Source organism: Paenibacillus sp. AK121, assembly GCF_019042715.1.
Classification (GTDB): domain Bacteria; phylum Bacillota; class Bacilli; order Paenibacillales; family Paenibacillaceae; genus Paenibacillus; species Paenibacillus polymyxa_C.
The window spans coordinates 378,159-399,447 of record NZ_JAHPJM010000004.1 but is presented as its reverse complement, the minus strand read 5'-3'; the positions used below and the strand labels follow the sequence as shown (position 1 = coordinate 399,447).

General features: G+C 50.8%; 17 protein-coding genes. All 17 read left to right on the top strand.

Annotation, left to right across the window (positions count from 1 at the left end):
* Nucleotides 1–87 precede the first annotated feature (87 nt).
* The 17 genes from melA (at nucleotide 88) to KSP24_RS10505 (ending at nucleotide 21,285) form a co-directional block, all read left to right on the top strand.
* A complete protein-coding gene (gene melA, locus KSP24_RS10585) occupies nucleotides 88–1,386 on the top strand; it encodes an alpha-glucosidase/alpha-galactosidase (protein WP_216975109.1) in 1,299 nt (432 codons plus the stop codon).
* 13 nt (nucleotides 1,387–1,399) lie between these two features.
* Nucleotides 1,400–3,226 carry a cache domain-containing sensor histidine kinase gene (locus tag KSP24_RS10580; protein WP_216975100.1) on the top strand — a complete coding sequence of 609 codons (1,827 nt, stop codon included), beginning with the start codon at nucleotides 1,400–1,402 and terminating at the stop codon, nucleotides 3,224–3,226.
* Between the two features lie 16 nt (nucleotides 3,227–3,242).
* Nucleotides 3,243–4,838 carry a response regulator gene (locus KSP24_RS10575; protein ID WP_129548782.1) on the top strand — a complete coding sequence of 532 codons (1,596 nt, stop codon included), beginning with the start codon at nucleotides 3,243–3,245 and terminating at the stop codon, nucleotides 4,836–4,838.
* A gap of 123 nt (nucleotides 4,839–4,961) precedes the next feature.
* Nucleotides 4,962–6,317, top strand: a complete 1,356-nt coding sequence (locus KSP24_RS10570) for an ABC transporter substrate-binding protein (protein WP_254207715.1) — start codon at nucleotides 4,962–4,964, stop codon at nucleotides 6,315–6,317.
* Nucleotides 6,318–6,350: 33 nt separating this feature from the next.
* Nucleotides 6,351–7,256 carry a carbohydrate ABC transporter permease gene (locus KSP24_RS10565; RefSeq protein ID WP_129548783.1) on the top strand — a complete coding sequence of 302 codons (906 nt, stop codon included), beginning with the start codon at nucleotides 6,351–6,353 and terminating at the stop codon, nucleotides 7,254–7,256.
* Nucleotides 7,253–8,179, top strand: coding sequence for a carbohydrate ABC transporter permease (locus KSP24_RS10560; protein WP_129548784.1), 927 nt, complete (start codon nucleotides 7,253–7,255; stop codon nucleotides 8,177–8,179). The genes KSP24_RS10565 and KSP24_RS10560 overlap by 4 nt, the downstream gene beginning before the upstream one ends.
* 18 nt (nucleotides 8,180–8,197) lie before the next feature.
* The gene (locus tag KSP24_RS10555; protein WP_129548785.1) at nucleotides 8,198–9,304 is read left to right on the top strand and encodes a M24 family metallopeptidase; all 1,107 of its coding nucleotides are present in this window, start codon (nucleotides 8,198–8,200) and stop codon (nucleotides 9,302–9,304) included.
* Between the two features lie 48 nt (nucleotides 9,305–9,352).
* A complete protein-coding gene (locus tag KSP24_RS10550; protein WP_216975099.1) occupies nucleotides 9,353–10,876 on the top strand; it encodes an Ig domain-containing protein in 1,524 nt (507 codons plus the stop codon).
* Nucleotides 10,877–10,963: 87 nt separating this feature from the next.
* Nucleotides 10,964–12,172: an NAD(P)/FAD-dependent oxidoreductase gene (locus tag KSP24_RS10545; protein WP_216975098.1), complete on the top strand. Its 1,209-nt coding sequence runs from the start codon at nucleotides 10,964–10,966 to the stop codon at nucleotides 12,170–12,172.
* Nucleotides 12,169–13,170, top strand: a complete 1,002-nt coding sequence (locus KSP24_RS10540) for a proline racemase family protein (protein ID WP_129548788.1) — start codon at nucleotides 12,169–12,171, stop codon at nucleotides 13,168–13,170. The genes KSP24_RS10545 and KSP24_RS10540 overlap by 4 nt, the downstream gene beginning before the upstream one ends.
* 51 nt (nucleotides 13,171–13,221) lie before the next feature.
* Nucleotides 13,222–14,109, top strand: a complete 888-nt coding sequence (locus KSP24_RS10535) for a dihydrodipicolinate synthase family protein (protein WP_216975097.1) — start codon at nucleotides 13,222–13,224, stop codon at nucleotides 14,107–14,109.
* 15 nt (nucleotides 14,110–14,124) lie between these two features.
* Nucleotides 14,125–15,561, top strand: a complete 1,437-nt coding sequence (locus tag KSP24_RS10530; RefSeq protein WP_216975096.1) for an aldehyde dehydrogenase family protein — start codon at nucleotides 14,125–14,127, stop codon at nucleotides 15,559–15,561.
* Nucleotides 15,554–15,961 carry a (2Fe-2S)-binding protein gene (locus KSP24_RS10525; protein WP_216975095.1) on the top strand — a complete coding sequence of 136 codons (408 nt, stop codon included), beginning with the start codon at nucleotides 15,554–15,556 and terminating at the stop codon, nucleotides 15,959–15,961. Before KSP24_RS10530 ends, KSP24_RS10525 begins: the two co-directional genes overlap by 8 nt.
* Nucleotides 15,958–16,293: a (2Fe-2S)-binding protein gene (locus tag KSP24_RS10520; RefSeq protein WP_216975094.1), complete on the top strand. Its 336-nt coding sequence runs from the start codon at nucleotides 15,958–15,960 to the stop codon at nucleotides 16,291–16,293. Before KSP24_RS10525 ends, KSP24_RS10520 begins: the two co-directional genes overlap by 4 nt.
* Nucleotides 16,290–17,516 carry an NAD(P)/FAD-dependent oxidoreductase gene (locus tag KSP24_RS10515; protein ID WP_216975093.1) on the top strand — a complete coding sequence of 409 codons (1,227 nt, stop codon included), beginning with the start codon at nucleotides 16,290–16,292 and terminating at the stop codon, nucleotides 17,514–17,516. The genes KSP24_RS10520 and KSP24_RS10515 overlap by 4 nt, the downstream gene beginning before the upstream one ends.
* A 62-nt stretch (nucleotides 17,517–17,578) precedes the next feature.
* Complete coding sequence (locus tag KSP24_RS10510) at nucleotides 17,579–19,903, top strand: glycoside hydrolase family 127 protein (RefSeq protein ID WP_216975092.1); 2,325 nt, start codon at nucleotides 17,579–17,581, stop codon at nucleotides 19,901–19,903.
* 431 nt (nucleotides 19,904–20,334) lie between these two features.
* Nucleotides 20,335–21,285 carry a copper amine oxidase N-terminal domain-containing protein gene (locus tag KSP24_RS10505; RefSeq protein ID WP_216975091.1) on the top strand — a complete coding sequence of 317 codons (951 nt, stop codon included), beginning with the start codon at nucleotides 20,335–20,337 and terminating at the stop codon, nucleotides 21,283–21,285.
* Nucleotides 21,286–21,289 lie beyond the last annotated feature (4 nt).

Here is a 21,289-nt window from a genome sequence, read left to right as displayed (position 1 = left end):
TTCTTCCTGCAAAGGGGGAGAGGGGCGATGGGTATCCTTGCATTTGAGGTGCAGAGCTGCGAACAAAATGTGAATGGGGGACAAAGTATGAGCAAGATTACATTTCTGGGTGCAGGCAGTACGGTGTTTGCTAAAAATGTGCTTGGCGATTGTATGTTGACACCTGCTTTGCAGGGCTTTGAACTGGCGTTGTTCGATATTGACCCTGTTAGGCTGAAGGATTCGGAAAATATTTTATCCAATTTGAAAAAAACAACGGGGAGTACCTGTGTGATCCGCTCCTACACTGACCGCAAGGAAGCACTGCGTGGAGCGGCCTATGTAGTAAATGCCATCCAGGTGGGCGGTTATGATCCGTGTACGATTACAGATTTTGAGATTCCCAAAAAATACGGACTGTGCCAAACGATTGCTGATACGGTTGGTATTGGCGGTATTTTCCGCAATTTAAGAACGATTCCGGTGATGCTCGATTTTGCGGCAGAGGTGCGCGAGGTGTGCCCGGGTGCACTGTTTCTCAACTATACCAATCCGATGGCTGTGTTGACGAACGTGATGAACGTACACGGTGGTGTCCGTACAGTAGGGCTGTGTCATAGCGTACAGGCGTGTATACCCGAGTTGTTCAAAAGCCTCGGCTTGGAGCAGGAAGGTGTAAAGGCAAAGATCGCAGGCATTAATCATATGGCGTGGCTACTCGAAGTGAGCAAGGATGGGGTGGATTTGTATCCTGAGATTAAAAAACGGGCTGCCGCCAAGCAGCGGGAAAAGCATCATGATATGGTACGCTTTGAAATGATGATGAAATTCGGCTATTACATTACAGAATCGTCCGAGCATAACGCAGAATATCATCCGTATTTTATCAAACGGGCATACCCTGAGCTGATTGAACGCTTCAATATTCCCTTGGATGAATACCCGCGCCGCTGCGTGAGCCAGATTGAACGCTGGGAGACAATGCGTGAGGAACTTTTGGGCGATCAGGATCTGCGCCATGAACGGTCGAATGAATATGCTTCTTATATATTTGAGGCAATCGAAACCAATCAGCCCTTTGCGATTGGCGGGAATGTGATGAATACAGGTTTGATTACCAATCTGCCGAAGGAAGCCTGTGTAGAGGTACCTTGTCTAGTCAATCGTAATGGGGTTACACCGACCTTTGTCGGGGATTTGCCGCCTCAATGTGCTGCACTGAACCGGACGAATATTAATACCCAGCTGTTAACGATTGAAGCTGCAATGACGGGGAAAAAAGAACACATTTACCACGCCGCTATGCTGGACCCGCACACCTCGGCTGAATTATCCATGGATGATATCGTTTCTCTGTGCGACGACCTGATTGCAGCGCACGGGACGTGGCTTCCAGCTTATGTGTAAGGGAGGCAGATGAATGGGGGGCAGGGGGCGTCAAAAGTTCGCCGGGATTCCTACGATCCGTGGGAAATTTATCGTATTGACGCTGGTGCTGACTGTCATTCCGATGGTAGTGCTGACCTTTACCTTTTACCGGATCGCGGTCCATTCTCTTGGTGAGAAGTCGGAAGCGCTAGCAATGCAGTCCCGGCAAATGAGCGAGAATTATGTTAATGCGACACTCTCCGATCTGAATGATCTAACCAATGCCATTCTCAGCAATCCTGATGTGCAGTCCACACTGGAGACCAAGCCGGAAGATGATTATGAATACTTACGGAACGACGAAACACTCAGCATGGTCGTCCGTACGCAAACCCAGACCAAGCCGTATATCACGTCCTCCCTCATCTATGCCGCCAATGGCGGACTCAAGCATTCTCTCTATCAAGGGAATGTTTCGGTCCGTTTTGGCGGCCTTCCTACATTAGAGGAAGCACGTGTGTACTACCGCCGTCTGCTCGCTGAGCGACCTATGATGTGGATGGCTCATCCGCCGTTTAAATCAGGACGCGGGATGGCGGAGGATCGTATATACGTCGGGAAGCTGCTGCGAAAAACGAATGGAGACTATGAACCGCTTGGATTTTTGCTGTTAGAAATCGATAAGGCCAGTCTGTTTCGGGGGCTTGCTTTTCATGAAACAGATAGCAATACCCAGATGTGGGTGCTGGATCAGGAGGGCGAGCCTGTATACCGATTGCCGGAACAGAGTGCTGCGGACCCATCGCTATTGCGACAAATCGCCCAATCTGCTGTAGATAGACCCGTGCTTACGAAGGACTGGAGAACATGGAACGGCCGCCAGACGATGATTTCCTATGGCCCGTTAAATGAGGGACAATGGACGCTCCTGCAAAAAGTCGATCAGTCCGTGTTATTCGAGGATGCGCGGCAAATCGGGGCCTGGACCATCTGGACCTTTTTGATTGCACTGGTGTTGGGCTGGATGCTGTCTTATCGGCTGAGTGATACGATTCGTCGCCCCCTGCTTCAATTGAGCCGATTAATGGCGGTGGATGGGAGTGTGACCACCACAGCCTCAGCCCAAACTTTTGAAGCTCCTGCTTCCGTTGTTTTTAACCCTAAGGATGAGGTGGGGCAGATCGGGGAGCGATTTCTTCATATGATGCAAAAAAATCATGAGCTGTACGGGCAGGTTTACGAAGCGTTGCTGTCGCGTAAGCAGGCCGAGTTCCGCGCGCTTCAGGCGCAGATTAATCCGCACTTTTTGTATAACACGCTGGAGTCGCTCAAAGGAATGGCATTGGCTAATGGGCAGCGGGATATGGCAGAGGTGATCGGCGCCTTCGGTAAATGCTTTCGCATTTCGCTAAGTTATGGTCGAGAGCAAATCAGTTTGGGACAGGAAGTCGAGCATGTAAGCGCCTATGTGAAGGTACAGCAGTTCAGGTTTCGAGATTCGTTCGAATGGATTTGCGAAGTCGAGGAGGATATTTGCGGGTTTTACGTACCCAAGCTGATTCTCCAGCCACTCGTTGAAAATGCGATTTACCACGGCTTAAAAGGTCGTACCGACCGCGGCTATATTATGTTATCCGGTGCTAGGGAAGGCGATGCTTTGCGTTTAACGGTCAGTGATGATGGGGGCGGTATTGGAGCCGAGCGTCTGGACGATATTCGGAAGTCGCTAGATGCCGAGCGGGGGAGTGCGATTGGCTTTGGACTGCGTAATGTGCATGAACGTCTTCGACATTATGGTCCCCAATATGGTCTGTCTGTGACAACCGAGCTGGGTCAGTACACCTCGGTTACCTTACTGGCACCCATTCGAACCGAATAAGAAAGGGGAGGATGGCATGTACCGGCTGCTGATTGTGGACGATGAATATCATATTCGGGAAGGACTGAGGCTGATGGTGGCGGAAAGTGGCCTGTCAGTGGAAGTCAGTGATGTGGCGGGGGACGGCGCAACGGCATTACGTTTGTATATGGAGCGGCGACCGGACATCATTTTACTGGATATTAATTTACCGGATATGAGTGGGCTGGACATAGCAAAAACCATTCGGGAAAAGGATCAACACACCCCATTATTATTCCTGACAGGGTACGAATCTATGACGTATATACGTCAGGCGGTTTCGCTTCAAGCGGTTGATTATTTGCTCAAGCCGGTGACAAGCGAGGATTTTGAAGCGGCTCTGAGACGAGCTGAGGATCGCATTGCGCAATGGCGAAGAAGCGAGGAGGAAGCTATTCACCGTCACCGTTCATTGGAGCCATTGTACAGGGAGCATTTGCTGCTGGATCTGCTCCAGCAGCGACGCCCAGCAGCCGAGGTCATTCAGGAGATGGACGGGCTAGGATTTTTCGCCGAGGCGAGTGGGCCGCCTTATACTGTGCTGTGTTGCGAGCTAGAGGAGGCGCCACAGCAGGAGACAGCCGCCACTAGCAATACACCACACGGTTCCATGTATGGAAGCAGCCATGTATTCGCCGGACTGGCGGAAGAGGCTGCGGTAGCAGCCGGGGCGAAGGCGCACAGTGCAGCGGTTTCCCGCGATCGGCGTGTTGTGCTGCTGGCGACAGCATCTTGCAGAGCGGCGGAGTGGACGGCACAGCAGATTCGTCAGGCGGTGCAGGAACGATTGAGCCAGGGGATGTCCATCGGGATTAGCCGCCCCGTACAACGGATGGAGCAACTTTGCGAAGCTTATGAGCAAGCTGTGCAAGCGGCAGAGCATCGGGGGTGGGTGGGCTATAGCCAGATCATCCCCTATGAGAGTATTCAGACGGCCGAGCCGAACAGTAGTCATTTGCTAGAGAAGGAACTGCTCATGATTACGGAAATTCGAGCAGGCAATGATGCTGCCGTACATGCGATTTTGCAGGAATGGTCTGGACAATTAGCGGGCTTGCCTGTCAATCAGGTGAAAATGATCGTCACCCAGCTCGTCCTGTTCGTTATGCGCATTGTTCAGAGCGATGCATTCGAAGGGCAAACATCCATACAGGAGCAGGACCCATTATTGGAACTGTCCCGATTGCGGCACGGGCCTGAGATGATTGATTACGTGTCGCGCTATTTTGTCCGGGTGGGGCGCCAAGTCCGGGAATCGCGCGAGAAGGGGATTCCGCGCAAATTCCAACGCGCCAAGGAATGGATTCGTGAGCACCTTCAAGAGGATGGCGGATTGAACCGTCTTGCAGAGTACATGAATATGAGTCCCAAATATTTGAGTGCCCGTTTTAAGCAGGTTACAGGTGAAAGCTTCGCTGACTACCAGACGCGTGTGCGCTTTGAGCGAGCCCGAGAACTGCTGTTGGACCCGAATCGCAAGGTAGCGGAGGTAGCGGAAGCTGTGGGCTTCGCAGATACGAACTATTTTAGCATTGCCTTTAAAAAGCATACCGGATTAACGCCAACAGAATTCCGAAAAACATTTTTGTAAACGCGCTGTTAAAAAAATCATACCAAAACAAAGAGAGTCTGGAGTCGTTAGGTGGTCGGCTACGGGCTCTCGGCGCATAATAGGCTTGTAAGGAGAAACCAGTTCAGGAAGGGGCCGGTTGATTTGCGGAAACGAAGGTTACGGACATGGATGGCTCTGGTGATGACGGCGATGCTGACAGGGCTTACGGCTTGCAGTGGTAACGCTGGCGAACCGGCTAATCCCAATGCGGTCGAACTCAAGTTTATGTACTGGGGGAGCAATGACGAGAAGCAAGCGATGGAAAAGATGATTCAAAGCTTTAATGCATCCCATCCGAACATTCGGGTGAAGGGCGAGCATGTCCCTGGTGACTACACTACGAAAATTAACACGTTAATGGCTGCCAATCAGCTTCCTGATATCGCCTACCTGGGCGATTCGCTCACGATGAAATGGGCAAGTGAAGGCAGACTCCTAGATTTATCCTCCTATTATGACGAATATCCCGAATTAAAAAACAAGCTCAAATCCTCCTATCTTTACAGCGAACCTGGCAAGTCTATCGGTAATTACACTGCACTGGAAGTGATGCAGCTATTTTACAACAAGGAGTTGTTTACAGAAGCAGGGGTACCCGTTCCTCCGGCTGATCCTGAAAAAGCGTGGACATGGGATGAATTTCTGGAGATTGCCAAAAAGCTGACCAAGGATCAGAACGGCAAGCATCCGGGAGACAGCGGATTTGATCCAAAAAATATTGTGCAATACGGCTTTGCCTTCGGCAACGACCGCAGTTCATGGGGGCCACTTTTAGCGAGCAATGGCGGAGGTTTAACCGACAAAACAGGCAAGAAGTACACCCTGAACCGTCCTGAGTCGGTGGAGGTATTCCAGAAACTGCAGGATTTAGTTTTCAAGGAGCATGTTTCTCCTGATTTGATCCAGCAGCAGGACATGCCGTCCAATACGGTTCGGCTCCAGACGAGAAAGGTTGCAATGGTGGTAGATGGAACATGGTCTCTGCTCGATTTTTCAAACAACAAGCAGCTGCAATGGAGTATTGGCGTTTTACCAAAGCTTAAAGAGCCTAAAACGATGATCGTTGCGGGGGCCACAGTCATTTTCCAGAGCACCAAGCACCCGAAAGAAGCGCTCGAATTTTATTTGTACCATAACAATCCCGAAAAGGTGGATCTGTTCAAGTCCGGTCTGTGGATGCCTATCGAAGAGAAATATTATACCGACGAGCAGGCTATCCAGTCGTGGACGAATAATGCCGCACATCCACCGGAATTTCAGCAGGCTGGCATCAAGTATGCCAGAGATTATGCAATCAAGCCGTCAACTTCTACCCTGCGTAACTGGCCTGATATTGGTTCCAAGCTGACCCCAGGGCTGGATCTGATCTGGACGAACAAGAAGACGCCGCAGCAGGCGCTGGATGAACTGGAACCCATTATTCAGCCACTGCTTCAAGGAGTATACCCGGATGAATAATGCGGCAGGACAGCTGCGAAAGGAGAACGGCCCATGAAGCGACCAAAATCAGGAATGATGCGCATGGAGCGAAACTGGGGTCTGCTATTCGCGCTGCCTGCCATCCTGGGATTAATGATATTTACGATTGGACCGATCGTGGCCTCGTTCGTATTCAGCTTAACCGATTGGACAATTGGCGGACAGATGACCTTTATTGGATTGGATAATTACCGAACCATTTTGACCAAGGATACTACCTTTTCTCAATCCATGTTCGTGACCACGTATTATGCACTGGGCAGCGTACCTCTGGGCTTGGCGGCAGCTTTTATCATTGCGTTGTTATTAAATCAAAAGGTAAAAGGTTTATCGGTGTTTCGCACGATTTATTATTTACCTACCATTGTGCCGAGTATTGCCAACACGATGCTGTGGCTGTGGATGTTCAATCCGGATTTTGGTCTGTTGAATTCACTGCTGGAGAGTGTTGGACTACCGGGGAGCAAATGGATTTATGACGAGAAGACTGCGATCCCCTCGCTGATTATGATGAGCACTTGGGGAATCGGGAACACGGTCATTATCTTTTTGGCAGGACTTCAGTCGGTGCCCACCCATCTATATGAAGCAGCTGAGGTAGACGGCGGCAATAGGCTGCATAAATTTTTTCATATTACGATTCCTTCGATGACACCAACCATCTTCTTCAATCTTGTCATGTCTTTAATCAGCACCTTTCAGGCATTCAATCAGGCGTATGTCATGACCAACGGGGGACCTAACAATTCAACGCTGTTCTATGTATTCTACTTGTGGCGAACAGCCTTTACGGAGACTAAAATCGGTTACGCCTCAGCGCTGGCCTGGATTTTATTTTTCGTCATTATGGTTCTAACTGTTCTGATTTTCTCCACGTCCAAAAAGTGGGTTCACTATGAAGGGGGGGAACGTTCATGAATCAGGTCACTTCTTCTGTCAAACCTTCAGATACACCGCAACATCCACTTCCACAGCCTGAACGCTCCCGAAGTCCTGCTACCGCCACCCGTTCCAAACCATTCCAAATCAGCCGTATCGTGCTGTATATCGTTTTAATTATGGGCAGTGTTTTAATGCTGTTGCCATTCGTATGGCTCATTCGCAGCTCTTTGATGGGGACATCGCAAATTTTCGTGTTCCCTCCAGAGTGGGTACCCTCTCCTTTTCAATGGAGCAATTACCCGGAAGCGCTGACGTCGGTACCGTTCGGCAGATATTTTCTTAATACGTTCCTCATTGAGGTGTGTGTACTGGCAGGAGTGATGCTGACCTCGATTGTATCGGCCTTTACTTTTGCCCGTCTGCGCTGGCCTGGCCGCAATCTGATTTTTTCCCTGCTGATCGGGTCGATGATGTTGCCTTATGCGGTGACGCTCATACCTACTTTCGTTATGTGGCGTGAGCTGGGTGGGCTGAATACATTTCTGCCGCTGATTGTTCCTGCATGGTTTGGTGGAGGGGCATTTAACATCTTTCTGATGCGGCAATTTATGCTGACGATTCCGCGCGATCTGGACGAAGCAGCTTATATGGATGGAGGTACACCGCTAACTGTATTATGGCGCGTCGTTGTTCCTTTATCTTCGCCTGCATTGATCGTGATCGGGATATTTACATTTATTGATGTGTGGAACGATTTTTTGGGCCCGATTATTTATTTGAGTGACGAAAAGCATTTTACACTGGCGCTGGGGCTGGCGACTTTTCGGGGATTGAACAATACCAATTGGCCTTACTTGATGGCAGCATCCAGCACGATTTTGGCTCCGATCGTCCTGATATTTTTTATCGGACAACGCTATTTTATTGAAGGCATCACACTGACAGGAATTAAAGGCTAAAAGGAGGCTGATGTAGCTTTGGATAAACCCAACGGTTCAGCAAAACGGTTACAGGGTGTTCCGGGCAGACTGGCTCAGTTACGCTCGGAATTCCCGGCTCTAGGGATAGATGCACTGCTGATTACACATGGTCCCAACCGACGATATATGACCGGATTTACAGGCTCAGCCGGAATTGCGCTCGTTACGCAGGAAGAGGCTTTTTTGGTGACGGATTTCCGCTATATGTTGCAGGCAACAGATCAAGCAGCAGAATATTCAGTTATTCGGCATGAGGCACAAATCTTCCAGACCATCGCTGATCTCACAAGTAAATTGGGTGTTCGTAGACTGGGGTTGGAGAGCCGGCATGTCTCACTTCAACAGTCGGGACAGCTTCAAGCCGCAATAGGCTCGTTGGAGTACGTGCAAACGGAGGATGTAATTGAACGGCTGCGTGATGTGAAGGACGAAGAAGAGATTCGCACCATCCGTGAAGCTGCGCGTATTACCGATGCTGCCTTTACGGAGGTGCTGAATTATATTCAGCCTGGAGTTACAGAGCGGCGAATTGCGGCGGAACTGGAATATCAGCTCCGGCTCGCAGGCGCGGAATCAGGCGGTTTTGCGTTCATTGTCGCTTCAGGTGAACGCTCGGCACTGCCCCATGGATTGGCCAGCGACAAGGAAATTGGTCAGAACGAGTTTGTCACGATGGATTTTGGTGCCAATGTGCGCGGTTACCTATCTGATATTACGCGTACCGTATTTGTCGGCAATCCGTCAGAACGTCATGAGGAATTGTATGCTATTGTGCTGGAAGCAAATATGACGACGATTGCAGGACTTCGGCCTGGCATGAGCGGTCGGGAGGGAGACCGTCTGGGACGGAATGTGATTGCCTCCTATGGCTATGGAGAGCAGTTTGGTCACGGATTGGGCCACGGCTTTGGCTTGGAGATTCATGAGCAGGTGCGGCTGTCCCCTGAGAGCCAATCTGCACTTGTACCAGGACATGTCATTACCGTGGAACCGGGCATTTATATTCCGGGTTTCGGCGGAGTTCGGATTGAGGACGATGTGCTGATCACAGATGACGGTGCCCAGGTGCTGACTTCCTCGCCCAAGGAGCTGCTTTTGTTATAAAACTATCGATAGTTTGCAAGTCAACCCAAAACGATATGGAGGGATCAAATGAACACGCATAAAAGGAAAACCAAAGTATGGCTGACCACACTGGCATCTTCTCTCATTGTGGCTTTGACACCAGCTCTTCCGGGGCAACAGGCTTATGCCGAGGCAGAGTCGGATGTAAAAGTCATCGACATCTTTAGCCGGACGGTGAACGATTATGGTATAGATCTGGTCGATTGGCAAGGGTATCTGGCAAACCCCTATGTGAAGCTAAAAGTGAAGCCGCCTGCAAATGCCGCTTTTCCGTTAACTGTTACGTTAAAAGCGCAAGGCACGTCCCGGCTGATGATGGATTTGCCAAGTACGTTGTCGGCCCAAGGAGCAAGCAAAACGCTGACCTTTGCCAATGCGCAGGAGGAAAAGGATTTCCGGCTGGCCATCCATCCTGATCGGATTGGAGGAAACGGTGAAACAGAGAACTATACACTGTCCATGTCCGTTGCTGGAAATGATGGTCACACGACCACTCAGTCCATTCCGATTCGTGTGCTGGATCAGGACGATAATGAAGAACCCACAATCCCCCTCCATTTTGACTACAGATTCGATACGATCAGGCCTTATTTCAATGATGCAGCTACCAAAAAAGCCGCAGAGCTGGCAGTGAAGGACTGGTTCTATTTCTTTGATCTGGAGCCGTTTGATGAGGTTCCTGCCAACGCGGAAGTAAACCATCTGCCAGGAGATGATTGGCAAAATGAAATACAGGTGACGAATAACAAACCCTACAAAGGCATGTGGGTATTTATGAGGGGGCTAAACGGGCCGTATTCTACGGGCTTTCCGGCAGCTAACGGTCATTACCATACACGTAACGGTGTGACCGTTCCGGGGAACTTAAACCGTTCCTATAGTCTGATTCTGGATTTCTATGATGATGCCATTCCATTTACATCGGTGGACGATGAAGAATGGTATCAATCCGATCTGTCCAAGGTGACGGATGTGCATGGGCTGATCATGCACGAATTCGGTCATGCAATTGTGTTCAGTGACACGTTCCCAGGCGTCAAGGCGCTGAAGGAAGCCGCTGGCAATGACCCGGATATTATGGCTTATCAGCACAGACCGGCTGCATTGGACGACAGCTATCATCTCTCTGGAGAGCTTGCAGAAGTCGATAGATTGAGCGGACAAAATGGAGGTTGGCGCCATCTGTTCCCGACCCGGCGCTGGATGAACACGAAGCTTTCGCTGCTCGTAGCTGAAAAGGCAGGCTGGCCGCTGCGCAAGGACCTCACTCCTTTCCTCGCGCCAGAAATCTTGACGAAGCAACTGCCAGCACCCGTCAAAGGGAAAACGTACACAGCCAAGCTGGAAGCCAAGGGAGGCGTACCTTTTTACGATTGGACGGTGACAGGCGGTCAACTGCCCGCAGGCTTCACACTGGACCGCTTTACAGGAACGATTAGCGGAAAAGCAGACAGCGGAGCAGCCAACAAGACGTATACGTTCACCATACAGCTGCGGGATTATGACGAGCTGAGCAAGCCTGTGACACAAAGTTTTACGCTCAAGCTGTAATGAGTGCCCCTAGACGCGGCTGACATTAGGCAAGCCATCTGACTGTTTTTGCATTCTGATTGAAATGGTTGAAGGGAGGGGAAACGAATGAAACACGATGCGGCGGATCTGGTCATTGTAGGCGGCGGAATCATCGGTACAGCCATCGCTTATTATGCGGCTAAATCTGGTATGAAAGTCGTGCTGGCTGAACGAGGGGAAATTGCTGGAGGCACTTCTTCCCGTTGTGACGGAAATATACTGGCAATCGACAAAGAGCCTGGGTTTGACAGTCGGATGTCACTGCTATCGCAGAAGCTGGTGGCAGAGTTGGCTATGGAACTGGAAGATGAATTCGAGTATCGTGCGCCTGGAAGTATTCTGGTCTGTGAAAATGACCAGGAGATGCAGGCCGCAGAGCAATGGGTCACCCGCCAGCAGCAGGAAGGGCTTCCGTTTCGCATGCTGGATCAGCAGGATTTGCGAGAGGAATGGCCGCATTTGGCCAAAGATTTACCGGGTGGGCTGGAGTGTGCGACAGATTCTACCGTGAATCCGGTGCAGATGACGTATGCACTGGCCAGGGCCGCGCGTCGGAGGGGAGCCAGATTATTACCGCGCATGCCGATACGGTCGGTTCTCAAGGACGAAAGGGGGAACGCCTGCGGAGTGGAGACGCCAAATGGTGTAATCCATGCTGATGCAGTAGTGTTGGCCGCAGGTGTATGGACACGCAGCATCGGTCATTCGCTAGGTTTAGACCTTCCGATTATACCGCGCAAAGGACATATACTGGTGTCTGCCCGAATGCCTTCAATCGGAAACCGCAAGATGATGGAGTTCGGTTATCTGATGAGCAAGTTCGGAGGTCAGCGGAGTGTAGATGAGGTTTATGAAAAATACGGTGTAGCGCTGGTATTCGAGCCCACCGCATCACAGAACGTTCTGATTGGCAGCAGCCGTCAGTTTGTCGGTATGGATACAGGTGTCGATCAACAGGTGATTCGCTTAATCGCTCGCAGAGCCATTCGCTTTTTTCCTGCTTTGGCCAATGTACCGCTGATGAGGGCGTATACCGGTTTGCGTCCATGGACCCCTGATCATTTGCCCATCGTATCCGCAGTGGATGAAGTGCCGGGGCTATTCATCGCTTCAGGCCATGAAGGAGATGGTATTAGTCTTGCGGCGGTTACGGGGAAGCTGGTGACCGAGATGGTACGCGGCGAACCCACTTGTATTCCGGTAGAGCCGCTGCGTTATGACCGATTTGGAGAGGCTTTTACCAGCCACGAGGTTCATGGGGAGGTAACAGGATGAGCGTAGCGGGCAGAATTACTACGATTGATACTCATACGGGAGGCAATCCGACGCGGACAGTCATCCACGGTGCGCCTAAACTGGTAGGTCATACGATGCTGGAAAAGATGACTTATATGGCAACGCATCATGATGATTTTCGCCGTCTGCTGATGTTCGAGCCGCGTGGTCATGAGGTGATGTCAGGCTGCATTTTAACAGAACCTTGTCATCCAGATGCAGATATTGGTGTGGTCTTTATAGAAACAGGCGGCTATTTGCCAATGTGTGGTCACGATACGATTGGCGTATGTACGGCACTAGTGGAAGGCGGACTAATTGCTGCGGATAAAAAATCTATATTGCTGGACACTCCGGCAGGCCCGGTTCAAGCACGGCTGGATGTAGATGGGGGTAAGGTGAGACAAGTAACGTTCACAAACATCCCTTCCTTTGTGTACCGCCGTGAGGTGAAGGTTCAGGTAGAGGGGATCGGTCGAGTTACCCTTGATATTGCCTATGGAGGCAACTTTTACGGCATTATAGAGGCGGCTTCTATCGGTCTTGTACTGAATCAGAGCAATGGAGCAAAAATTGTACGAACAGCGGTACAGATTCGGGAGGCAGTGAATGCAGTTGTTGAGGCAGTACATCCTGAAAATCCGGTTATTCAAGGATTGACACATATTGAATTTTACGGGGAACCCGTCGCCTCGCAGGCTGATTGTCGCAATGTTGTCGTCATTCCGCCAGGGGGTATCGACCGCTCTCCTTGTGGTACAGGAACCTCGGCCAAGGTAGCGGTGCTGCATGCCAAGGGAAAGCTAGGCTTGCATGAGGTGTTTGTGCATGAAAGCATCACAGGCTCCATGTTTCGGGCTGAAATTATGGGCGAGACGCAGGTAGGTCCTTACCCGGCAGTGATTCCGCAAATTACAGGTTCGGCATGGGTGACGGGACATCATCAATTTGTGCTGGACCCTGAGGACCCGCTGAGAGAAGGATTTTTGCTGATATGAGCATTTTGCAATTAAATAAGAAAATAAAAATGGGAAAGGGTAGGTGAGCATATGGCACGTTTTGAAGGTGTGTATGTGGCCTTGGTTACACCGTTCACGGCAGAGCTGGAGGTCGACTACAAGCGTCTGACCGAGCTGTGCGATTATCTGATTGCAAGCGGCATTAGCGGCCTGGTACCTACAGGCTCGCTGGGAGAGTATGCTGCTTTATCGCCAGAGGAACGGTCGCAGGTGGTGCATACGGTCATTGACGCTGCGGCGGGACGTGTTCCTGTTGTAGTCGGCTCGGCTGCTCCATCCACTAAACAGGCGGTGCATTGGGTACAGCATGCCAAGGATGCCGGAGCAGCGGGTGTCATGGCGCTGCCGCCCATTAATTACAATCCACTGCCCCATGAGGTAACGGCTCATTATGAAGCATTGTCGAAGGTGGGGTTGCCGATCATTGCGTATAACAACCCCCATGATTACAAGGTTGACTTGACTCCAGATATTCTTGCAGACTTGTCGCGAATTGAAAATATCGTAGCAGTCAAGGAATTTTCCGGTGATGTACGGCGTATTCACGCTATTTTGGACCAGACAGAGCTGGAGGTCATGGTCGGAGTAGATAATCTGGCGATGGAGGGAGCATTGTTCGGCGCGACAGGCTGGATTTCGGGGGTACCTAATGCGTTACCGAAAGAAGGAGTAGAGCTGTTCCGGCTTGCGCAGGCGGGAAATGTGGCGGAAGCGTCCGCGTTGTACCTCAGGCTATTGCCGCTGTTCCACTATGATGCCAGTCCGCAATTGGTGCAGTCCATCAAATATATGATGGAGCTGGCTGGATTTCCGGTCGGCCCAACACGTCCACCCAGACTTGCGTTGCCACAGGCGGATTATGACCGTATTCGTGAAGCTTTTGAGGTGGCGGTCCGTCCGAGCGGGGTTTCATCTTGAATGGGGGTGAAGACGATGGAGAGCCGAAATTGGATTGGCGGTGAGTGGCTAAGTCCTTCCGGCGACACAATGGTGGTTCGTAATCCTTCGGCTTTGAAGGAGGAGGTGGGGGCTGTCCACTTTTCCGGTAAGGACGATATTACACAGGCCGGGGAAGCGGCACGACTGGCGCAAGCAGGATGGGCAGCATTAAGTCCGGCAGCACGGGGAGCTTATTTGTTCAAAGCAGCCGGATTACTGGAGACAGCCGTACCTGAACTGGCTGAGCTGGCCAGCCGGGAAATGGGCAAGCCAATTACCGAGATGCGCGGAGAGGTGATGCGAGGTGTCCACCTGCTCCGATACTATGCGGCAGAGGGTGTACGTTCCATCGGTACAGTTATTCCTTCGAATGAGTCGGGAGTGCTCCAATACACAAAGCGCATTCCGCTGGGCGTAACGGCTGTCATAACGCCGTGGAATTTCCCGGTAGCGATTCCGCTGTGGAAAATGGCCCCTGCACTCTTGTGCGGCAATACGGTCATTTGGAAGCCTGCTGAACATGCTTCATTAACCGCAGTACGGATTGCTGAGCTATTCGAGGCGGTGCAGCTTCCGCCTGGCGTATTGAATCTCGCCATTGGGCAGGGGAATCGTATAGGCAATGCCTTGCTGGAGCATCCAGCGCTGGATGCGGTCAGCTTCACGGGTTCTACCGCTACAGGTTTGGGCATTGCCGAACGGTGCGCACGTCGGAATATTAAATACCAGACCGAGATGGGCGGTAAAAATGCCGCTGTGGTGCTGAAGGACGCAGATGTGTCGCAGGCGGTGGCGATGATTGTCAGCGGTGCCTTTCGATCAGCCGGGCAAAAATGCACAGCCACCAGCCGAGTGATTGTAGAACGGTCTGTCTATGAGACGTTCACGGAAGCGTTATGCCAAGCGGTAGAAAAAATCCAGGTCGCCCCAGCGCTCGACCCCGGTGCTTATCTTGGACCTGTGGCATCGAAGAGTCAGTACGAGAAGGTCATGTCTTATGTATCGCTGGCCCGCCGGGAAGCCGACATTTTGGCGGAAGGTGGAGCAGTCGCCGGGACAGATAACGGTTATTATGTGCGTCCATTGTTGACGACTGGAGTAGATTCGTCCCACCCTTTGATTCAAGAGGAGGTTTTTGGCCCAGTCACCAGTGTCATGCAGGCGGACGACTTCGAGGATGCGATTCGGCTGTGCAATGATTCTATTTACGGGCTAAGCGCTTCCCTGTTCACCCGCGATTTGCGGCTTGCTCATCGATTTCTGGATGAAGCGGATGCGGGAATGGTACGAGTCAATCAGGAGACGGCAGGTGTTGAATATCAGGCTCCGTTTGGTGGTCTGAAGCAGTCAAGCTCACATACCCGGGAACAGGGTCAGGCGGCGCTGGATTTTTATTCAGTGATTAAAACCTGTGCTATCAGCTATGCGTAAACGCACGACGGGACAAAGTGAAACGGTTGGGGCGGAAGTGCAGGGGGAAGAGACCCAGTATGCAGAAAATCAATACGCAGAAAATCAGTATGCTGAATCTCCGGATGTGCAATCAAAAACGTTTGGCGCGTCAGGTCATGTGCTTGTGTGTCGATGTGAAGAAGTGAGTATTGCACAGATGGAGCAGGCCTGCCGCATGGGCGTGGACACCGTGCGTCAGCTTAAAATGGCTACACGGGTGACCATGGGGGCATGCCAGGGCAGGATATGCCGACAATTGGTGGAGTCATGGTTTTACAATCAGGTTCCTGCCGCCCGCCGGGAGGCAGAGCTGTTATCACAAAGGCCTCCGGTGCGTCCCGTAACGTTCGGTCAGCTGGCAGAAGGAGGTTCCCCATGAGCCGTGCACGTATCGTAAATCATCCGATTTTGGGACCCAAGCCAGAGCGGAGGCGGGTATCTTTCATGTTTGACGGTCGTCCCATGCAGGGATTGGCTGGAGAGCCATTGGCAGCAGCGCTGCTCGCCAGCGGTGTCCGTTTGCTGAGAAGGCATGAGGAATCAGGTACAGCCAGGGGCGTATACTGCGCCATTGGGCATTGTAACGAATGCCGTCTGACGGTTCATCCGTTCGGTACGGTTCGTTCCTGCCTGACCAAGTTGGAAGAAGGTATGGTGGTGGAAACCGGACGGCAGCTTTCGAATGAAATCACAGGGAGAATTGTGACATGAATAAAATGGCACATCTCATCGTCATTGGCGCAGGTCCGGCAGGACTATCCGCAGCGGCATCGGCTGCTGAACAAGGATTGCCCGTCACGGTATTGGATGAGTTTACTGAGCCGGGTGGACGTATGCCCGGGCAATATCATGAGGAAGGCAGTCAAGGCTGGTGGATCGGAAAGCATGTTTCAGATGAGCTGATTACCCGTTGCGAGGAGCTTGGGGTGGACATTCGCTGTGGCGTGTCCGTACATGGTATGGAATATACGACTACGTGGGAAATATCCACTTCCTATGGATTGTTCACTGCTGAGTACGTATTGCTGGCGACCGGAGCTGCTGAGATTCCTGTTCCGCTGGATGGCTGGACGTTGCCGGGTGTAATGTCCATCGGGGCTGCGCAGGTGCTGACTAACGTTCATTACGTCAAACCGGGAGAGCGCGGCATCATCGTAGGCATGAACGTATTGTCTATGGCGATTGCCCGCGAGCTGTCCGTCGCCGGGGTGAAGGTGGCGGCGATTACACTGCCGTGCGCGGGTCCGCTGGCTGGTGCAGCGGCAGATCCGACAGCCTCCGTAAAGCTGCTGCTTCAGCTGTCGGGGCTGGCCCCGGCCGCCTGGATGCGCGCCGGCGGCAAGCTGGCAGCGACGATGCGGATGGAGAAGCTCATCGCGCGCTGCTATCCCCACAGAGGCTTCCGTCTGTGGGATATCCCGATCCGTTTGCGGACAGCAGTGAAGTCCGTCAACGGGCAAGACCGGGTCGAATCCGTGACCCTGGTCCACGTTAAACCAGACGGCTCGCCGATTGCCGGCAGCGAGCGCGTCGAACCCGCCGACTTTGTGGCGCTGAGCGGCGGTTTGTATCCGCTCGCCGAGCTGGCGGCGGTAGCCGGATGCAAATTCGTATACAGCCCTGAACTGGGCGGGCATGTTCCACTACATGGTGAGCGAATGGAAACCTCGCTCAAAGGGCTGTACGTTGCCGGCAATGTTACCGGCATTGAAAGCGGACTGGTCGCCATGGCTCAAGGGCGATTAGCAGCCGCTTCTATGATCCATGCTGCTGGACTTGGCGGAGCAGGCGGGGAACAACGGGTACAGGAAGCGATCCGTGGGGTTCATTTTGCACGGAAACATGCGCTGATTCAGTTTCATCCCGGCATAACAGAAGCGAGAACACAGCTGTACCAGCAGTGGGATCACTTCTCTTCTGGCAGCGGTGCGTAACGGCTCGTGAGGTTGGATATACGTTTTTTATCCCAAATTTGCCTTAAAGGGAGGAACGGAAGATGACTCTTAAAGCAAAGGCCCATATGAAAGCGAGGCCGTTCGCATTGAACGAGGTGGTATTGGCTGAAGGTCCATTCAAACAGGCGATGGAGCTCAACCGATCTTATCTGTTGGAGCTTCAGCCTGATCGTCTGCTGGCGCGGTTTCGGGAATATGCCGGGCTTGCGCCCAAAGCGCCTCAATATGAAGGCTGGGAAGCGATGACTATTTCTGGGCATACGCTGGGACATTATTTGTCCGCTTGCTCTATGATGTTTGCTTCAACGGGCGATGAGCGTTTTAAGGAGATCGCACATTACATTACGGATGAACTGGATGTTTGCCAGGCGGCGCATGGTGACGGATATGTATCCGGTATTCCCGGGGGAAAGGAACTTTTTGAAGAGGTGTCTGCCGGAAATATTCGTTCGAAGGGATTTGACCTGAACGGTGCCTGGGCTCCTTTGTATACATTACACAAGTTATTCGCTGGTCTGCGTGACGCATATCATTTGACAGGCTGTGACAAGGCATTAGATGTAGAGTGCAAATTGGCGGACTGGCTCGAAGAAATTTTGAAGCCGATGAACGATGAGCAGCTGCAGCAGATGATGTTTTGCGAATATGGAGGCATGAATGAGGTATTGGCGGATTTGTATGCGGATACCGGGGAAGGGCGCTACTTGCAGTTGGCTGAGTGCTTCTGGCACAAGCTGGTGCTGGACCCGCTTAGCTCACAGGAGGATTGTTTACAGGGCATTCACGCCAATACACAGATTCCGAAGCTAATCGGACTTGCCAAGGAATATGAGCTCACGAATGACACGAAGCGCCGGAAGACAGTGGAGTTTTTTTGGGAGCGGGTGGTGGATCATCATTCGTATGTCATTGGGGGCAATAGCTTTGGAGAATATTTTGGCGCGCCAGATGGCTTGAATGATCGCATCGGACCGCATACAACGGAGACGTGTAACACCTATAACATGCTAAAGCTGACTAATCATCTGTTCCAGTGGAATGTTTCCGCCAAGGAAGCGGACTTTTATGAGCGGGGTCTATTCAATCATATTTTAGCCTCGCAGGACCCGGTCCACGGGGGCGTTACTTATTTTCTGTCGCTCGCTATGGGCGGACACAAGCATTTTGAAAGTAAATTCGATGATTTTACGTGCTGTGTCGGCACAGGAATGGAAAACCATGCGAGCTACGGCAGTGGCATATATTTTCACGATCACGATAAGCTGTATGTCAATCAGTTCATTGCTTCCACGCTGGCATGGAAGGATACAGGTGTCACTCTAAAACAAACTACGTCCTATCCAGACACGGATCATACTACGCTGAAAATTCAATGCGATCAACCTGCATCATTTATGCTGCTCATCCGCTATCCTTATTGGGCCGAAAAAGGGATCACTATCTGTGTAAACGGCAAGGAACAGTCGGTTGCATCGGAACCGGGCAGTTTTGTCTCAATCGCTAGAACCTGGCTTGATGGGGATGTTGTAGAGGTGACAATTCCGATGTCGCTCAGACTGGAGCAGATGCCGGATAACCCGGATCGGTCGGCTGTCATGTATGGACCGCTGGTGCTGGCAGGCGATCTAGGCCCCTTAGAAGATCCTAAAGCTAAAGAGTTCCTGTACACCCCGGTATTCATTCCTCCAACAGAAGAACTGGATCATTGGATACAGCCTATGGAGGGCAAAACGAATACATTCCGTACCTGGAATACAGGGCATCCCCGAGATGTGGAACTGTCTCCGCTGTATAAAATGCATGACCGTACGTATTCTGTCTATTGGGACATTTTTACGAAAGAAGCGTGGCAGGAGGCGGAAAAGGAATACACAGCAGCACGCGAAAAGCTGGCGATTCTGGAGCAGTGCACGATTGACTTTGCCCAACCCGGAGAAATGCAGCCGGAACGGGATCATAACTTTCAAGGAGATGCTTCGACTCGCACCGGATATGTGAATAACCGACCTTACCGGAATGCGGGAATTGACGGCTGGTTCTCTTTCGATTTGAAGACAGATCCTGTTGCTCCGATGCTGCTGGTGATCACCTACACGGCTACGCTGGAAATGCCAAACTGTGATTTTGACATTTTGATTAACGGTCATCTGCTTGAGCATTTTAGTGAAGGATTTGATGAGGCTGATAAGTTTTACAACGTGAATGCCGCTATTCCAGCTGCATATCTGGAGGGTAAGGATATAGCCACAGTGACCTTCAAAGCCAAGCCGGGACAGCGTATCCGCAGATTGTTTGGGCTGAGGATGGTCAACAAGGACGTGTATGAGCAGCTATATCAAGCTGGGAGTCCAGGTGTACATGAATGATTTTTTGAGCTGTTTCGTGAGAAAAAGTAACGTTTGATTTTTAACCAGTAATGATTTATGATGTAAGAAATATTGGATGATGCTGGATCAATCCATAGGATATGAACTGATATTTTCATAGTTTTTGCGCGTGAAGCACACGGGCTGTTTCTTCCTTCATAGGGGAGAGGCAGCCCTTTTTTGTTGAGATTTTGCGGAAGATATAAGTTAAATAAGGAGGCCATTCTATGATTTAGAGGGAGAGGTTTCTCATAGGAAATGATTTTTAGAGTAGTTATATTAGTTATTTTTCTTATAGATTTTGTAATTGGGAAACCCTATAATATATAAGTTGTATCCAGTATTTTCCGAAAGTGGGGATGCGAACAGTTTATGAGATTAGAGATGATATACATAGTTTAAAAGTTTAAGCAGACAAAGGGGATCGAGAGATGAGTATGAAAAAATGGGTGTTGAGTTTGACCGCAGTCGCGTTGCTATGGGGCGGGACAAGTACGATTCCAACGACGGAGGCGGCAAGTAGCACCAAACCAATTGAAGTCTTATTAAATGCGAAAAAAATACAGTTCCCGGATGCCAAACCTTTTCAGGATGGTAACGATTATGTAATGGTTCCCATCCGGTTTGTATCCGAGGCATTGGGTGCTAAGGTGGGCTGGGAGAAAACTGGCGGCCAATTAGCTGTGTCGATAAAAAATGATGCACATGCCGTTAATATGACAGTGGGGCAAAACACCGCTACCGTGGATGGGCAGACCAAAACGTATGAAACGAAGATTATTTTGAAGCAAAACCGTACTTTTGTACCACTGCGGTTAGTGAGTGAGGGTTTGGGACAGACGGTAGAATGGGATAAGGTCAGCCGCTGGGTCTGGATTGGGAAGAAGGAAATCGCTGCGTTAGAGGATACAGGGCATCAGGCGGTGAGTATTGAGCCGTATAAAAAGGCGATTGGTACAATACCCAATCTTATGAAGAACGTGGTTAATGGTACTAGATACGAGAAAGTGGTTATTTTCAAACAATCTGATCTGCCTACTAAGCTACTACGAGAAATTTATTCTGTTGAATCTTACACGACACCTAAAGGTGTTCCTTATCTACGAATGAGAGTAAAAACAAGTTCGGGTACAGCAGCCAGTATTTTCTACCTGACTAAGAACAAGAATGCACGTCTTCGTCCTCCATTGGATGAGCTGACAGAGGACAACGGTGATGGTACAAAAATGATTTATTACCCGATTTATTCGTCTGCAGATGAGCTTTTCCAGGGAATTAAAGATTATAAGTCTTTCAAGTTGGAAGACATTGAGTACATAGGATTTCGCTTGCAAGGCGATGGTTATATTCCGCTGATGGTTAACCCGTGGAAGGGAAATTAGGCAA

What these genes read in the sequence shown, in the direction of transcription:
- melA (WP_216975109.1), top strand. Translation starts at nt 88, where the DNA reads ATGAGCAAGATTACATTTCTGGGTGCAGGCAGTACGGTGTTTGCTAAA.
- KSP24_RS10535 (WP_216975097.1), top strand. Translation starts at nt 13,222, where the DNA reads ATGGCACGTTTTGAAGGTGTGTATGTGGCCTTGGTTACACCGTTCACG.
- KSP24_RS10520 (WP_216975094.1), top strand. Translation starts at nt 15,958, where the DNA reads ATGAGCCGTGCACGTATCGTAAATCATCCGATTTTGGGACCCAAGCCA.
- KSP24_RS10505 (WP_216975091.1), top strand. Translation starts at nt 20,335, where the DNA reads ATGAGTATGAAAAAATGGGTGTTGAGTTTGACCGCAGTCGCGTTGCTA.
- KSP24_RS10525 (WP_216975095.1), top strand. Translation starts at nt 15,554, where the DNA reads ATGCGTAAACGCACGACGGGACAAAGTGAAACGGTTGGGGCGGAAGTG.
- KSP24_RS10580 (WP_216975100.1), top strand. Translation starts at nt 1,400, where the DNA reads ATGGGGGGCAGGGGGCGTCAAAAGTTCGCCGGGATTCCTACGATCCGT.
- KSP24_RS10510 (WP_216975092.1), top strand. Translation starts at nt 17,579, where the DNA reads ATGACTCTTAAAGCAAAGGCCCATATGAAAGCGAGGCCGTTCGCATTG.
- KSP24_RS10550 (WP_216975099.1), top strand. Translation starts at nt 9,353, where the DNA reads ATGAACACGCATAAAAGGAAAACCAAAGTATGGCTGACCACACTGGCA.
- KSP24_RS10575 (WP_129548782.1), top strand. Translation starts at nt 3,243, where the DNA reads ATGTACCGGCTGCTGATTGTGGACGATGAATATCATATTCGGGAAGGA.
- KSP24_RS10530 (WP_216975096.1), top strand. Translation starts at nt 14,125, where the DNA reads ATGGAGAGCCGAAATTGGATTGGCGGTGAGTGGCTAAGTCCTTCCGGC.
- KSP24_RS10565 (WP_129548783.1), top strand. Translation starts at nt 6,351, where the DNA reads ATGAAGCGACCAAAATCAGGAATGATGCGCATGGAGCGAAACTGGGGT.
- KSP24_RS10515 (WP_216975093.1), top strand. Translation starts at nt 16,290, where the DNA reads ATGAATAAAATGGCACATCTCATCGTCATTGGCGCAGGTCCGGCAGGA.
- KSP24_RS10560 (WP_129548784.1), top strand. Translation starts at nt 7,253, where the DNA reads ATGAATCAGGTCACTTCTTCTGTCAAACCTTCAGATACACCGCAACAT.
- KSP24_RS10540 (WP_129548788.1), top strand. Translation starts at nt 12,169, where the DNA reads ATGAGCGTAGCGGGCAGAATTACTACGATTGATACTCATACGGGAGGC.
- KSP24_RS10545 (WP_216975098.1), top strand. Translation starts at nt 10,964, where the DNA reads ATGAAACACGATGCGGCGGATCTGGTCATTGTAGGCGGCGGAATCATC.